Origin of the sequence: Methylobacterium amylolyticum (genome assembly GCF_030700245.1) — a bacterium.
In the GTDB taxonomy this organism is placed as follows: domain Bacteria; phylum Pseudomonadota; class Alphaproteobacteria; order Rhizobiales; family Beijerinckiaceae; genus Methylobacterium.
In genome coordinates, this window is record NZ_JAUYZI010000003.1 from 79,490 (window position 1) to 93,418 (window position 13,929).

At 72.2% G+C, this 13,929-nt stretch carries 14 protein-coding genes; 7 read left to right on the plus strand and 7 right to left on the minus strand.

Annotation, left to right across the window (positions count from 1 at the left end):
* Nucleotides 1–218: 218 nt before the first annotated feature.
* From Q8W71_RS03485 to Q8W71_RS03510, 6 genes are all read left to right on the plus strand, one after another.
* Entirely contained in the window at nucleotides 219–572 is a 354-nt protein-coding gene (locus Q8W71_RS03485) for a phasin (RefSeq protein ID WP_305523934.1), read from the plus strand.
* 306 nt (nucleotides 573–878) lie between these two features.
* Nucleotides 879–1,736, plus strand: a complete 858-nt coding sequence (locus Q8W71_RS03490) for a hypothetical protein (RefSeq protein WP_305523935.1) — start codon at nucleotides 879–881, stop codon at nucleotides 1,734–1,736.
* Nucleotides 1,737–1,945: 209 nt separating this feature from the next.
* Nucleotides 1,946–3,226: an N-acetylmuramoyl-L-alanine amidase gene (locus Q8W71_RS03495; RefSeq protein ID WP_305523936.1), complete on the plus strand. Its 1,281-nt coding sequence runs from the start codon at nucleotides 1,946–1,948 to the stop codon at nucleotides 3,224–3,226.
* A 166-nt stretch (nucleotides 3,227–3,392) separates the two neighbouring features.
* Nucleotides 3,393–5,816 (plus strand): penicillin-binding protein 1A, encoded by a 2,424-nt coding sequence (locus tag Q8W71_RS03500; protein ID WP_305523937.1) that lies wholly within the window; start codon nucleotides 3,393–3,395, stop codon nucleotides 5,814–5,816.
* Between the two features lie 134 nt (nucleotides 5,817–5,950).
* Nucleotides 5,951–6,841, plus strand: coding sequence for a hypothetical protein (locus Q8W71_RS03505; RefSeq protein WP_305523938.1), 891 nt, complete (start codon nucleotides 5,951–5,953; stop codon nucleotides 6,839–6,841).
* 590 nt (nucleotides 6,842–7,431) lie between these two features.
* Nucleotides 7,432–7,614, plus strand: a complete 183-nt coding sequence (locus tag Q8W71_RS03510; protein ID WP_305523939.1) for a YegP family protein — start codon at nucleotides 7,432–7,434, stop codon at nucleotides 7,612–7,614.
* A 34-nt stretch (nucleotides 7,615–7,648) separates the two neighbouring features.
* Here the strand turns inward: Q8W71_RS03510 and purQ are convergent, their stop codons facing one another.
* The 5 genes from purQ to Q8W71_RS03535 form a co-directional block, all read right to left on the minus strand.
* The gene (gene purQ, locus Q8W71_RS03515) at nucleotides 7,649–8,329 is read right to left on the minus strand and encodes a phosphoribosylformylglycinamidine synthase subunit PurQ (protein WP_305523940.1); all 681 of its coding nucleotides are present in this window, start codon (nucleotides 8,327–8,329) and stop codon (nucleotides 7,649–7,651) included.
* On the minus strand, nucleotides 8,329–8,568 hold the full coding sequence (gene purS / locus Q8W71_RS03520) for a phosphoribosylformylglycinamidine synthase subunit PurS (RefSeq protein ID WP_305523941.1): 240 nt from the start codon (nucleotides 8,566–8,568) through the stop codon (nucleotides 8,329–8,331). The genes purQ and purS overlap by 1 nt, the downstream gene beginning before the upstream one ends.
* Nucleotides 8,569–8,695: 127 nt before the next feature.
* Nucleotides 8,696–8,932 carry a hypothetical protein gene (locus Q8W71_RS03525; RefSeq protein WP_305523942.1) on the minus strand — a complete coding sequence of 79 codons (237 nt, stop codon included), beginning with the start codon at nucleotides 8,930–8,932 and terminating at the stop codon, nucleotides 8,696–8,698.
* A 106-nt stretch (nucleotides 8,933–9,038) separates the two neighbouring features.
* Entirely contained in the window at nucleotides 9,039–9,638 is a 600-nt protein-coding gene (locus tag Q8W71_RS03530; protein WP_305523943.1) for an ActR/PrrA/RegA family redox response regulator transcription factor, read from the minus strand.
* A gap of 37 nt (nucleotides 9,639–9,675) precedes the next feature.
* Nucleotides 9,676–11,079 carry an ActS/PrrB/RegB family redox-sensitive histidine kinase gene (locus Q8W71_RS03535; RefSeq protein ID WP_305523944.1) on the minus strand — a complete coding sequence of 468 codons (1,404 nt, stop codon included), beginning with the start codon at nucleotides 11,077–11,079 and terminating at the stop codon, nucleotides 9,676–9,678.
* A gap of 260 nt (nucleotides 11,080–11,339) precedes the next feature.
* Between Q8W71_RS03535 and Q8W71_RS03540 the strand changes: the two genes are divergently transcribed.
* A complete protein-coding gene (locus Q8W71_RS03540; protein ID WP_305523945.1) occupies nucleotides 11,340–12,617 on the plus strand; it encodes a polyhydroxyalkanoate depolymerase in 1,278 nt (425 codons plus the stop codon).
* Nucleotides 12,618–12,665: 48 nt separating this feature from the next.
* Here the strand turns inward: Q8W71_RS03540 and Q8W71_RS03545 are convergent, their stop codons facing one another.
* Entirely contained in the window at nucleotides 12,666–12,908 is a 243-nt protein-coding gene (locus Q8W71_RS03545; protein ID WP_305523946.1) for a hypothetical protein, read from the minus strand.
* A 193-nt stretch (nucleotides 12,909–13,101) separates the two neighbouring features.
* Nucleotides 13,102–13,746 (minus strand): RraA family protein, encoded by a 645-nt coding sequence (locus tag Q8W71_RS03550; RefSeq protein ID WP_305523947.1) that lies wholly within the window; start codon nucleotides 13,744–13,746, stop codon nucleotides 13,102–13,104.
* Nucleotides 13,747–13,929: the final 183 nt, after the last annotated feature.

Consider the following 13,929-nt stretch of genomic DNA (forward strand, 5'->3'; position numbering starts at 1 on the left):
TCTAGGGCCGGCGCCAAGCCAGGGCGTTCTCGCCCGTGATCTGCGGGCGCGCTGCTCACGACTGTGTGAGACTGAACACCCATCCACCAAATCAGCCTCCGGCGAGGAACCGACGTCGAAATGGGCTATTGACATCCATTTTGCGCTGCAACATAACGGCCGGCGTCACCTCAGGGCGCTCGATCGCGCCCGGCAACGAAACCGTTCAGGAGACCGCCATGCAGACCCCGAACTTCGAGATCCCGGCCGAGATGCGCGACTTCGCCGAGAAGAGCGTCGATCAGGCCCGCACGGCCGTCGGCACCATGATGGCGAACGCCATCAAGGCCGCTGAGCAGGTCCAGACCAACAGCCAGACCTTCCAGTCGACCCTGGGTGCCGCGGTGGCCAAGGGCCTCGACCACGCCCAGACCAACGCCAACGCCACGTTCGATTTCGCCCAGAAGCTCGTCCGCACCAAGGACCTGCGCGAGGCGTTCGAGCTGCAGTCGGACTTCGTCCGCAGCCAGTTCGCCGCCCTCCAGGCCCAGGCCAAGGACATCGGCAGCCTCGCCCAGAACGCCGCGCGCTGAGGCGCGCCGCTCCGCATCGGCGGATCGACCTGAGCGGCGCTCGGCCCGGCCCACCGGACCGGGCGCCTTTTTTTCCGCGCCGCGCCCCGTGCGGGCCGGGCGGAATGGCCGTATCCTCGATGTCGCGGAGCCGTGACCCGACCTGACCGGGCCCGCGGCTTCGAGCCCTTTTCGATGCGCTCCCGCGCGCCGAACCGGCATGAGCCGCGGCGGGGAGCGCTCCAGGCCCCGGCCCGCGCCGGCGCGAGCCCTCTTCCGGTCCCCGACGCCCGGGACCGGCACGGGCTGCGATGAGGAGAACGCCCGATGGGAAAGCCGCGTCGACCGAGAAGCCCGCGCCCGGCCCTGGCGCCGAACCAGCCCTTCGAGGGGGATCCGCAGACGGAGACCGCCCTGCCGGCCGAGGCCGTCGGCGCGTCGGAGATCGCGCTCCCGCCCGAGCCTCCGTTCGAGGCCGAGCCGGCCCCTGCCTTCGAGGCGGCGCTGGAGGCGGCGACCGAGGGTGCAACTCACGACGCGCCGGCCGACACGATCCTGCACGTCGAGGCCGCCGCCGGGCAGCTCCCCACCGCCGAGCCCGCCCTTCAGGATCCCGCCGTTCCGCACGAGGCGGCGTCCGACGCGGTCACGTCCGACGAGGCGGCGTCCGAGGAGCCGGTCCTGCATGCGGTGGCCGACGACGCGCCGCGGCCTGAGACGGTGGCCGGCGAGCCGACCTTCACCGAGGCGCCGGTCCAAGAGTCCGCGGTCCAGGAGCCCGTGAGCGACGCTCCGGTCGCCTCCGAGCCCGCCGAAGCACCGGTCGCGGCCGCCGAGCCGGAGCCCGTCGCGCCGCCGGCCGTCCCGGAGCCGGTCCTGCCCGGGATCGCCCCGCTCGCGGCCGCGTTCGCGCCCGATGCCCAGGCCAAGGCCGCGTTCCAGTTCGTGTTCCTGCCGGAGCCGCCGGACTTCAGCGGCATCTACGCCGCGATCACCCGCTACATGCGCGGCGAGAGCGAGGCCGCGGCCGCCCACATGCGGGCGCTCGGCGAGGCCCGGTCCCCCGCCGACCTCATCCGGCTCCAGGTCGGCGAGTTCCAGCGGGCCGCAGACGCCTCGCTCACCTGCTGGAGCACCGTCGCCCACAAGGCCGGCTACAGCTTCAACGGCTTGACCGTCCGCTGAGGCGGTCACCGCGTCCCGCCCGGGCGAGTCCCAGTGCGGGGCGACCGGCGGGGCGTCGTTCCGGGGAGCCGGCACGGCGCCCCGCGCGCGTCCGGCCCCTGTCGCGCCCGGGCCACAACGCGGACCGGATCGAACCGGACGCGGTAAACTCCGGTTAACCCTGTCGGTCCTATGACGTAACCGAGGGCACGGGAAACGACACCGGACCGATGCCGAGCCGCGCGCACCTGATCCGCTCCGCCTGTATCGGCCTCGGTCTCGCCCTGGCCACCCTGTGCGCCGCGCCGTCGCGCGCGCAGGACGGGGTGAAGGCCGAGCATCGCGGCGAGGCGCCCGCCGTGGCCATCGCCGCCGAGCTGACCGGCCAGCCGGGCGGCAGCCGCCTGACCCTGGTGCTGTCGAAGGCGATCGAGGCGCGCGCCTTCGTGATGGAGCGGCCCGACCGGGCGGTGATCGACCTGCCCGAGGTCAACTTCCAGCTCGACGCCGAGACCGGGCGCCGCCGCGACGGCCTCGTCCAATCCTTCCGCTACGGCCTGTTCGCCCCCGGGCGCTCGCGCATCGTGATCGACCTCGCCGCGCCCGCGACCGTCGGCCGGATCGAGACCGCGACGCGGCCCCGCGACGGCGCGGTGGTGCTGACGATCCCGCTCCAGCGCGTCGACCGCGACGCCTTCCGCAAGGCCGCGGCGGTGAGCGATCCCGCGCCGGCGCAGGCGCGGGCCCCCGCCGCCGAACCGTCCGACCAGCGCCCGCTGATCGTCGTCGATGCCGGGCACGGCGGCACCGATCCCGGGGCGATCGCCGCGGGCGGCGTGTTCGAGAAGGACATCGTGTTCGGCTTCGCCCAGGACCTCGCCGACAAGCTCCGGGCCGCCGGCCGCTACCGGGTGCAGATGACCCGGGACCGGGACGTGTTCGTGCCGCTCGGCGAGCGGGTGCGCATCGCCCGGGACGCCAAGGCGGACCTGTTCGTCTCGATCCACGCGGACTCGATCTCGGCGGCGCCGCAGGTGCGGGGGGCGACGATCTACACGGGCTCGGAGAAGGCCACCGACGCCGAATCCGCCAAGCTTGCCGAGCGCGAGAACCGGGCCGACGCCGCCGCGGGCGCGGACACCGCCGAGGCGCCCCCGGACATCGCCGACATCCTCCAGGAGCTGACCCTGCGCGAGACCCGCGGCTTCTCGGCGGGCTTCGCGCGCAACCTGATGAAGCAGCTCAGTCCGGTGATCGAGATGAGCGTCAAGCCCCACCGCGAGGCGGGCTTCAAGGTGCTGCGCTCGCCGGACGTGCCGAGCGTGCTGGTGGAACTCGGCTACCTGTCGAGCAAGCGCGACCTCGAAATGCTCCAGAACCCCGAGTGGCGCGCCGGGGTGACCGGCTCGATGGCCAAGGCGATCGACCTGTTCTTTGCCGGCCGCGCCACCCTCGGGCGGCCCGCCTCCGGCACCCGGCGGGCGGCGGCCATCGCCCCAGTTTCACCATAGATCCGGTGTCGATACGGGGCGTCCGAACGCCCCGTCCATCGACGCCGCAGGACGGTATCCGACGGGGCTCCGAGAGGCGCGTCCGGGGCCGCCCAGCGTCGCGGGCTCCTGAGCCGGACGGGCCCCACCGGCCGCGCGGCCGGGCCAGCGACGAGCGGAACACCGGATGCGTCTGATCCTTCGTTTCTTCGGGATCCTGTTCAGTGCCGCCGCGGTGCTGTTCATGGTCGCCGCCGCGGCCGGAGGGTACTTCTACTGGAAGTACAGCCAGGACCTGCCGGACCACGCCGCGCTCGCCAACTACGAGCCGCCGGTGATGACCCGCATCCACGCCGCGGACGGCTCTCTGCTCGCCGAGTACGCCCGCGAGCGCCGGCTCTACCTGCCGATCCAGGCGATGCCGAAGGTCGTGGTCGCCGCCTTCCTCTCGGCGGAGGACAAGAACTTCTACAAGCACGGCGGCATCGATCCCGAGGGCATCGTGCGCGCGGTGCTGACCAACGCCAAGAGCGGCAAGAAGCAGGGCGCCTCGACCATCACCCAGCAGGTCGCCAAGAACTTCCTGCTGTCGGCCGAGCAGACCTACGACCGCAAGATCAAGGAGGCGCTGATCGCGCTCCGGATCGAGGCCGCATACTCGAAGGACAAGATCCTCGAGCTGTACCTCAACGAGATCTTCCTCGGCACCATCGTGCCGGGCCGCAACCTGCACGGGGTGGCCGCGGCCGCGCTCGACTACTTCGGCAAGTCGGTCCACGAGCTGACCATCAACGAGGCGGCCTACCTCGCCGCGCTGCCGAAGGGGCCGAACAACTACCACCCCTACCGCAAGACCCAGGCGGCGCTCGACCGGCGCAACGAGATCATCCGCCTGATGCGCGAGAACGGCTACATCACCCGCGAGGAGGAGGAGAACGCCAGGAAGCAGCCGCTCGGCGTGAACCCCCGCGTCGCCTTCCCGAACGCCGCCAACGCCAACTACTTCACCGAGGAGGTCCGCCGCGAGATCTCCGAGCGCTACGGCGAGAAGAAGCTCTACGAGGGCGGCCTCTCGGTGCGCTCGACACTCGACCCGAAGATGCAGGGCTGGGCGCGCAAGGCGCTCATCGACGGCCTCGTGCGCTACGACCAGTCGCACGGCTGGCGCGGGCCGGTCGCCCGCGTGGACCTCACGGGCCGCGACTGGGGCATGGCCGCGGTCGAGGTGCCGGCGCTCGGCGACGTGGCGCCCTGGCGGCTCGCGGTGGTGCTCGGCACCACGGGCGCCGGCGTCCAGGTCGGCCTCCAGCCCAAGCGCGAGGTCGGCGGCCAGATCTCCAAGGACCGCGACACCGGCGTGATCCCCCCCGAGGGCATGCGCTGGGCCGGCCGGCCGAACCTCCGCCCCGGGGACATGGTCTACGTCGAGGCGATGGACGGCGGCCGCGGCCAGTTCCGCCTGCGCCAGAAGCCCGAGGTCTCCGGCGCCATCGTCGCCATGGACCCCAACACCGGCCGCGTGCACGCGATGGTCGGCGGCTTCTCCTACGACGAGTCCGAGTTCAACCGCGCCACCCAGGCGATGCGCCAGCCCGGCTCGTCGTTCAAGCCGATCGTCTACTCGGCGGCGCTGGACAACGGCTACACCCCCTCGTCGATCGTGCAGGACTCGGCCATCACCATCGAGGCCGGCCCGGGCCAGGAGGCCTGGACCCCGTCGAACTACGACGGCAAGGCCGGCGGCCCGCACACCCTGCGCTACGGGATCGAGCACTCCAAGAACCTGATGACGGTGCGGCTCGCCAAGGACGTCGGCATGCCGCTCATCGCCGAGTACGCCCGCCGGTTCGGCGTCTACGACGACCTGCTGCCGGTGCTGCCGATGTCGCTCGGCGCGGGCGAGACGACGGTGATGCGCATGGTCACCGCCTACTCGATGCTCGCCAACGGCGGCCGGCGCATCCGCCCGACGCTGATCGACCGGATCCAGGACCGCACCGGCGAGACGATCTATCGGCACGACAACCGCAAGTGCATCGGCTGCGACGCCGAGAAGTGGTCGGGCCAGGACGAGCCGAAGCTGGTCGACGATTCCGAGCAGGTGCTCGATCCGCTGACTGCCTACCAGATGGTCTCGATCATGGAGGGCGTCGTCCAGCGCGGCACCGCCACGATCCTCAAGCAGATCGGCAAGCCGCTGGCCGGCAAGACCGGCACGACGAACGACGCCAAGGACGCGTGGTTCGTGGGCTTCTCGCCGGACATGGCGGTCGGGATCTATATCGGCTTCGACAAGCCGCGCTCGCTCGGCGACCGCGCCACCGGCGGCGGCCTCGCCGCGCCGATCGCCCTCGACTTCCTGAAGGTCGCCCTCAAGGACAAGCCGCCGACGCCGTTCCGCGTGCCCCCGGGGATCAAGCTGATCCGCGTCAACCTGGGCTCCGGCACCCGCGCCGGCTCGGGCGAGGGCGGCGGCACCATCCTCGAAGCGTTCAAGCCCGGCACCGCGCCGCCCGACGGCTACGTCGCCCCGGCGGGCGGGCAGGCGGCGGCTCCCGCCGCGGCGCCGGCCGATGCCGGCCGGGCCGCCCAGGCCGGCGGCGTGTACTGATCCCGGTCGCGCCGGGCGGGTGCAGGCCCGCCCGGCGCTGACACGGCGGCGCGCCCGGCTCGGGAGCGTGCATCCGAGCACGTCCGCCGCGACGGAATCGGTTCAGGATGAGCCCGCTCGAGGAGGTTCCATCCATGGCCGACATCGCCCCTTCCGATTCCGAGAAGCTCGTCCGCTTCGCGCTGTTCCAGGAACGCACCAACCCGGGCGGCATCGGCAACGAGTGCACGCACTTCGTCTACGCCGGGCTGCTGGAGATCAGGGCGTTGGACGGGATGGTCCGGAAGGACCCCCAGGTCGCGACCGACAACAACGCCGCCGCCCTGAGATGGGGCCGGAAGGTCGACGCCGCCGAGGCGATTCCCGGGGACGTCGTCCAGTACCGCGACCAGAAGGCCAGCATCGTGGTCTACTCGTCGCTCGTGGGCAGCGGCAACCTCTACGCCGCCTCGCGGATGCGCGGCCCGCAGCACACCGCGATCACCTACACGCGGCCGTATCAGGGCGACCTCATCGAGTTCGAGTGCCACCTCTCGAACGACGGGCCGGATCAGGCGAGCTACACGAAGATGCAGGTCCGCGAGAACCGCGTCTTCGTCGAGTCCTACGCCATCGAGATAGGCGAGGCGGCGCTCAATCAGCCGTCGAGTCTGATGACCTACATCCGCAACACCGGCGGAACCCCCGAGGCGCTGTTCCGGGCGGTCAACTGGGGCGCGCTGCGCCAGAACTTCACGCCGTCGGCGGCGCGGCTGGCGGAGATCCGGCGGTCGATCAAGGCCGGCCAGACACCCGCGGGCGTGGGCATCTTCTTCGAGGTGGTCGTGACGGGATCGACGACCTTCTACCGGCCGCAGATCAGCAATGAGCGCCGCACGATGGCGCCCGCCGCCCTCCAGGCCGAGAAGGCCAAGGTGGTCGACCGGATGAAGAAGACCGGCCGCAAGGGATCCGCGGCGACCGGCGATTCGAAGACGGATCGCATCGCGGCGGGAAGCTTCAACTGGGAGTTCCGGGACCAGTGAGCCCGGCCGGATGCGCGAACGCGGCAAGAAAAAAGCCGCCCGGTCAGGGGCGGCTTATGAGAGTCGTCAGGGAGGCATCAAACAGAGTGGACGGAAGGGTCACACTCGACATCCAGGAATCTGGATGTCTTCTTCATGATCTGAAAACGTTAAGGGACCCTTAACAGCCAGTGCCCCCGCCGAATCGCGGCCGGATCCGGGAGGCGTTGCCCCCGAACGCGTTGCGCTCCAGGGCTCCGAACTCGGTTTGACGCAGGCGTGGCAGCGGCGTTTGCGAGCGGCCCCGTCATTCCGGGACTGCGCAGCAGGGCCCGGAATCCAGAACCGCCCGGGCGTGCCAGGCATGGCGTAAGCCTCTGCGCGCAAGACTCGGCACTGTCGGCGGTTCTGGATTCCGGGCTCGCCTGCGGCGCCCCGGAATGACGGACTGAGTTTGAGAGAAGAGGTTGCATCCCTCACGGGTTGCAGGTCGTGAATCCGAGTTCCGAACCTTGCACTGCGCTCGACCGCAGTTGAAATCTCAGATTGATTAACATACCTCAGGTTGGTTTCAGGGCGACGGCTGCCCTGACCACCGGAGGGAGGCAAGCATGAGCACGTGCCGCGACAGCAACGGCGATACCTGGGAGATCTACCAGAGTTCGGGCGAATGGCGCTGGCGCCGCATCGCCGCGAACGGACGGATCGTCGGCGCATCGACCGAGGGGTACACCAACCGCTCGCACTGCATCGAGAACGCGCGCCGCAACGGAATGACCTGCACGCCCGCCTGACCCGCGCGGCGGCCCGAGCGCGCTCCGGGCGGGTTCAGGCCGCGAGGCTGTCGAACAGGCCGCGACCGCCGGTGCCGCCGATCAGGCCTTCGACGAAGTTCTCCGGGTGGGGCATCATCCCGAGGACGTTGCGCGCCTCGGAGAAGATCCCGGCGATGGCGTTGAGCGAGCCGTTGCGGTTGGCCTCGACGGTGATCTTGCCCGAGGCGTCGCAGTAGCGGAACGCCACCCGGCCCTCGCCCTCGACCCGGGCCAGCGTCTCGGGGTCGGCGAAGTAGTTGCCCTCGCCGTGGGCGACGCAGACGTCGATCACCTGACCGGCCGTGTAGGCGCTGGTGAAGCGCGTGTCGGTCCGCTCGACCCGCAGGGTCTGGCGGTGGCAGATGAAGCGCCGGTCGACGTTGCGCATCAGCACGCCCGGCAGCAGCCCGGATTCGCACAGGATCTGGAAGCCGTTGCAGATGCCGAGCACGAGGCCGCCGCGGGCGGCGTGGGCGCGGACCGCGTCCATCGCGGCGGCGCGGCCGGCGATGGCGCCGCAGCGCAGGTAGTCGCCGTAGGAGAAGCCGCCCGGCAGGACGGCGAGGTCGGTGCTCGGGGGCAGCGCGCTGTCGGCGTGCCAGACCTTGGTCACGCTGGCGCCGGACAGCCGCAGGGCGCGGACCACGTCCGCCTCGCGGTTCGAGCCCGGGAAGACGACGACCGCGGCGCGCATCAGGCGATCTCGATCGTGTAGGTCTCGACGACGGTGTTGGCGAGCAGCTTCTCGCAGGCGGTGCGCAGCGTCGCCTCGGCCGCGGCCCCGTCGGGGGCCGACACCTCCAGGTCGAACACCTTGCCCTGGCGCACGCTCTCGATCCCGGCGATGCCGAGCGACTTGAGGGCGGCCTCGATCGCCTTGCCCTGGGGGTCCAGCACGCCGGTCTTCAGGGTGACGGTGATGCGGGCTTTCATCGGCGCTCGGGACTCGTGCGGGACGGGGCGGGGCTCCGCCCTTGCGGCGTTGTTACGCGGGCGACCCGCGGTCTCTAGCAGGATCGTGCCGGGCCTGTCGAACCCGCTCTCGCTCCGTCCGCGTGTCCTAGCGGTGGGATTCGCGCGGCGCGCGCAGCGGCTCGATGCTCGTCGCCCGCCGCCAGAGCTGGACCATGATCCAGGCGGCGAACAGGCTGAACAGGCCCATCAGCACGTGGCCGATCCGGTCGCCGAGGTCGAACAGCCCGGCGATCGCCCACCCGGCGGCGATGGCCACGGCGAACACCTCGGTGCCGACCAGCACCATCATGCTGACAATGGTGAGCGTGTTGCGCGCGTTCACGGGCACCGTCCGGACGGAAAGACCGCCCGGACGGGCGTCCGGGCGGCCTGGAGCTAGCGCAGATGGGCGGGCGGGCGCAACCGAGCGCGTCGGCGCGGGGCGCAGATCAACGCGGGGCGCGCTTGGCGAGGATCCGCTGCAGCGTGCGCCGGTGCATGTTGAGCCGCCGGGCGGTCTCGCTGACGTTGCGGCTGCACAGTTCGTAGACGCGCTGGATATGCTCCCAGCGCACCCGGTCGGCCGACATCGGGTTCTCCGGCGGGTCGGCGCGCTCGCCCGGCTGGGCCATCAGCGTCCCGTGGATCTCGTCGGCGTCGGCGGGCTTGGCGAGGTAGTCGAACGCGCCGAGCTTCACCGCCGTGACGGCGGTGGCGATGTTGCCGTAGCCGGTGAGGATCACGCCCCGCGCCTCGGGTCGGCGCTCCTTCAGGCGGGCGATCACGTCGAGGCCGTTGCCGTCGCCGAGCCGCATGTCGATCACGGCGAAGGCGGGCGCGCGCGCCTCGACCGCGGAGACGCCCTCGGCCACGCTCTCGGCGACCTGGACGTGGTAGCCGCGGCCTTCCATGGCGCGGGCGAGCCGCGTGGAGAACGGCTTGTCGTCGTCGACGATCAGCAGGCTGCGGTCGGCGAAGGCGGCGAGCGGGTCGGTATCGGTGAGGACGGCAGCGTCGGCGGCCGCCGCGGTCCCGGTCTGCGTGAGCATCGGGGGATCCTTCTGAGCGGGTGTTCTCGATACGGTCTCATATAGGGAGCGACTCGCGCGATGGCAGGGGCGGAGGCAACTCCGGTTCGGGCGAGTGGCGCGGCACGGCCCCGCGCTCGAAGATGTGGCGGGCCCAGGAGACGCGCACCACGGCGCCGTGCCCGTCCTCAGCTCCGGACCCGTTCGACAGGGCGATCTGCGCGCCCGAGCGCTCGATGAGCGTCTTGGCGATGAACAGGCCGAGCCCGAGCCCGGCTCCGACGGTGCCTGCGCCCTGCGGCCGGTCGCTGCCGCGGCTCTCGGCGCCGCGCGTGGTGACGTAGGGCTCGCCCGCCCGCAGCAGCACCTCGGTGGAGAAGCCCGGGCCGTCGTCGCGGATCTCGATCCACACCCGGTCGTGGCTCCAGCGGCCGTCGACCGTGACGCGCGCGCCGGCGAAGTCGACCGCGTTGTCGAGGATGTTGGCGAGCCCGAACATCACGCCGGGGTTGCGGCGGCAGGCGGGCTCGGGACCGTCGCCGCGGGTCGACACGTCGAGGGCGATCCCCAGCGCCCGCTGCGGCGCCACCAGCTCCTCCACGAGGTGGCTGAAGGTGACGGTGGCCAGGAACCCGGCGCCGTCGCCGTCGAGCGAGGTGAGCTTGCCGAGGATGCCGCGGCAGCGGTCGACCTGCTCGCGCAGCAGGTTCAGGTCCTCGGCCACCGCGGGCGAGGCGGTCGGCCCGAGTTGCCGGATCAGCTCCTTCGACACCACCATGATCGTGCCGAGCGGGGTGCCGAGCTCGTGCGCGGCCGCCGCCGCCAGCCCGTCGAGCTGCGACAGGTGCTGCTCGCGCGCCAGCACCAGCTCGGTCGCCGCGAGCGCCTGGGCGAGCAGCCGGGTCTCCTCCGCCACCCGCCACGCGTAGACGCCGGTGAAGGCGGTCCCGAGCAGGATCGCGGTCCAGACCCCGGAGACGTAGAGGAACGGCAGCTCGATCCGCCCGTCGGCGAACCAGGGCAGCGGCCGGTGCACCAGGGCGAGCAGCGTCGCCAGCCCGATGGCGAGGAGGCCGAGCGCCAGGGTCCGCTCCGGCGGCAGGGCGGTCGCCGAGATCAGCACGGGGGCGAGGAACAGCAGCGAGAACGGATTCTGGAGGCCGCCGGTGAGGAACAGCAGGGCGGCGAGCTGGATGATGTCGAAGGCGAGGAGCAGCGCGGCCGAATCGTCGCTGAGCCGGTAGCTCGCCGGGAATCGGATCCGCAGGGCGAGGTTCAGCCAGGACGAGGCGGCGATCACCAGGAAGCACCAGCCGAAGGGCAGGGCGAGGCCGAGGCCGAACTGCGCCCCCACCACCGCCGCGCTCTGGCCCGTGATCGCGAGCCAGCGCAGGCGCACGAAGGTGTCCAGGCGCAGGTGCCGCGCGCCGCGGCCGAGGCCGGCGAGGTCGATGTCGTGCATGCCGGGGATCGTGAGAGCGTCACCGGGCAAGCGTCCGAGCGGGGCGGATGTTCCGCCCCCGTTCATCCCGGAACCTTATCCTCGCCCGCCCGGTTGCCTCTGTCTCCCCGAAAAGCCCCGGATGCGAGACCGCGCCGCCGTCACGGCGGCCCGGGGCCGCCGCCGCGTCGGGCGCCCCGCCGCGGGCGAGCGTGGCCGGGCCAGGTGCCCGGGCGAGGGGGGCGGCAAGGGGGCAGGAAGACAGTGCAGGAGAGACCGCGATGCTGATGGCCTACGCCATGTTCGAGGGCGCCCGCGCGATGATGGCGCCCGCGCGCCTCGCCGCGGACATCACCCGCTACAGCCTGAACATCCCCGGCAACCCGATGGCCTACTCGCCCTACGCGCGCTCGGTCGCGGCGGGCTGCGAGATGTTCGAGCGCGCCACCCGCCGCTACGGCAAGCCCGCGTTCGGGCTCGACGCCACGGTCGTCGACGGGCGGCGCGTGCCGGTCACCGAGCGGGTCGTCTGGGAGCGGCCGTTCTGCCGGGTGATCGGCTTCGACCGGGGCTTCCTCCAGCCGCCCGCCGCGCCCCAGCCCAAGCTGCTGATCGTCGCGCCGATGTCGGGCCACTACGCGACGCTCCTGCGCGGCACCGTGGAGGCGATGCTCCCGGACCACGCGGTGTTCATCACCGACTGGACGGACGCCCGGATGGTGCCGCTGCTCGCCGGCCGCTTCGACCTCGACACCTACATCGACTACCTGCAGGACATGTTCCGCGCCCTCGGGCCGGACCTGCACGTGATGGCGGTGTGCCAGCCCGCGGTGCCGGTGGCGGCCGCGGTGGCGCTGATGGAGGCCCGCAACGACCCGGCCGTGCCGGTATCCATGACCCTGATGGGCGGCCCCGTGGACACCCGCCGCTCGCCGACCGCGGTGAACTGCCTCGCGCAGGAGCGGGGACAGGCCTGGTTCGAGCGCAACACGATCAGCCTCGTGCCGCCGGTCTTCCCGGGCGCCCTGCGCCGGGTCTATCCGGGCTTCCTGCAACTCTACGGGTTCATGGCGATGAACCTCGACCGCCACGTCACCGCCCATTCCGACATGTTCGACCACCTCGTCACCGGCGACGGCGACTCGGCGGAGAAGCACCGGGACTTCTACGACGAGTACCTCGCGGTGATGGACCTGACGGCGGAGTACTACCTCCAGACGGTCGAAACCGTGTTCGTGGACCACGCCCTGCCGCGGGGCCTGATGCGCCACCGCGGCGAGCCGGTCGACCTCGCCGCCATCCGCCGCTGCGCGATCCTCGCGGTCGAGGGCGAGAACGACGACATCTCCGGGGTCGGGCAGACCAAGGCCGCCCTCGACCTGACGCCGAACCTGCCCGACGCGCGCAAGGCCTACCACCTCCAGGAGAAGGTCGGGCATTACGGCGTGTTCAACGGGTCGCGCTTTCGCGCGGTGATCGCCCCGCGCATCGCCGCCTTCGTGCGGGAGATGGCGGCGCAGCCGGCGGCGCGCATCCCGCACCTGCGCAGCGTCGGCTGATGCGCGCGCCGATCCGGCGGCCGTCCTAAAAAGAGGTGCCCGCCGGCCTCAGGCCGCCAGCGGCGGGGCCGCCGCTGCCGGGCCGGCGCCCGCCGGCTCCGATGACGCCGGGCCGAACAGCGACTGATAGAGGGCGGCCGGGGTGCGGGCGCGCCCGCAGCCGTCGACGATCAGCACGTCGGCCATCCCCGCCGCGAGGAGGCTCAGGCCCTGGTCCAGGGCGCTCAGCGCCGAGGCGTGACGGTAGTCGTAGCGGCCCGCGGCCCCGCGACCGGTGACGGTGAAGTTCACGACGTGATCCCGATGCGGCGCCGCGCCTCGACCGAGGGGCGCCCGTTGGACGATGGGGGAGGCCGGTGCGAGCACCGCGGCGGCACAGCCCATCGCCCGGGATAGCGGCGAGTCCTTGACGAAATCTTGGCCTGGGGGCGGGCGCGTTACAGACGACGCGTCCTGAAGACTGTCGATCGCTCCGCCGGGAGCGTCAGCCGGGGCTCCGGGCGTAGCGGCCGTCGTAGCGGCCCTCGCGGATCATCCGCAGGGCCTCGGCCTCCCGCGCGTCCTGGGCGCGCACCGCCTCGATCAGGGTCGGGGCGAGCGCGGGCGGGAAGGTCACCACGCCGTCGGCGTCGCCCACCACCACGTCGCCGGGATTCACGATCCAGCCGCCGACCGAGACCGGGCCGTTGATCGTCCCCGGGCCGACCTTGTAGGGGCCGCGGTGGATCGCGGCCCGGGCGTAGCAGGGGAAATCGGAGGCGGCGAAGGCGGCCACGTCGCGGATCGCCCCGTCGATGACGAACCCGGCCACGCCCCGGCTCTCGGCGATGGCCTTCATGATGTCGCCGACGAGCGCGCGGCTCGCGTCGCCGCCGCCGTCGACCATCAGCACGTCCCCCGGCCGCGCCTCCTCCAGAGCCTGGTGGATCGCGAGGTTGTCGCCCGCCCGCACCTGCACGGTCAGGGCCGTGCCGAGGAGGCGGCCGCCCCGGTGGAACGGGCGCAGGCCGACCGCGCCGGGCAGGCGATCGAGGTTGTCGCTGATCGTGGCGGTGGCCGCCTCGCGGAAGGCGGCGAGGATCGCGGGGTCGACGGGCGGAGCCGGCGGGTTGCGGGTGATGCCGGCCATGACCTCGATCCTCCCCGGACGACCGGGCCGCGCGCGGCCCCGCGCGGCTGCAACCGCGCTGCGAAGCGGGGTAGCACCCCCGTCACCGGCGCGGAAGCGCCGTTTCATTCGCCCCGCGATGGGGCCGCGGGGCCGTCCGGGCGGGAGACCGCCGGGACCGATCCGTGCGATGGAGGCGGGGCG

Bases quoted from the DNA above. Each gene is read 5' to 3' on its own strand.
- Q8W71_RS03505 (WP_305523938.1), top strand. From the start codon at position 5,951: ATGGCCGACATCGCCCCTTCCGATTCCGAGAAGCTCGTCCGCTTCGCG.
- Q8W71_RS03495 (WP_305523936.1), top strand. From the start codon at position 1,946: ATGCCGAGCCGCGCGCACCTGATCCGCTCCGCCTGTATCGGCCTCGGT.
- Q8W71_RS03535 (WP_305523944.1), bottom strand. From the start codon at position 11,079: ATGCACGACATCGACCTCGCCGGCCTCGGCCGCGGCGCGCGGCACCTG.
- Q8W71_RS03530 (WP_305523943.1), bottom strand. From the start codon at position 9,638: ATGCTCACGCAGACCGGGACCGCGGCGGCCGCCGACGCTGCCGTCCTC.
- Q8W71_RS03540 (WP_305523945.1), top strand. From the start codon at position 11,340: ATGCTGATGGCCTACGCCATGTTCGAGGGCGCCCGCGCGATGATGGCG.
- Q8W71_RS03490 (WP_305523935.1), top strand. From the start codon at position 879: ATGGGAAAGCCGCGTCGACCGAGAAGCCCGCGCCCGGCCCTGGCGCCG.
- Q8W71_RS03510 (WP_305523939.1), top strand. From the start codon at position 7,432: ATGAGCACGTGCCGCGACAGCAACGGCGATACCTGGGAGATCTACCAG.
- Q8W71_RS03550 (WP_305523947.1), bottom strand. From the start codon at position 13,746: ATGGCCGGCATCACCCGCAACCCGCCGGCTCCGCCCGTCGACCCCGCG.
- purS (WP_305523941.1), bottom strand. From the start codon at position 8,568: ATGAAAGCCCGCATCACCGTCACCCTGAAGACCGGCGTGCTGGACCCC.
- Q8W71_RS03485 (WP_305523934.1), top strand. From the start codon at position 219: ATGCAGACCCCGAACTTCGAGATCCCGGCCGAGATGCGCGACTTCGCC.
- purQ (WP_305523940.1), bottom strand. From the start codon at position 8,329: ATGCGCGCCGCGGTCGTCGTCTTCCCGGGCTCGAACCGCGAGGCGGAC.
- Q8W71_RS03500 (WP_305523937.1), top strand. From the start codon at position 3,393: ATGCGTCTGATCCTTCGTTTCTTCGGGATCCTGTTCAGTGCCGCCGCG.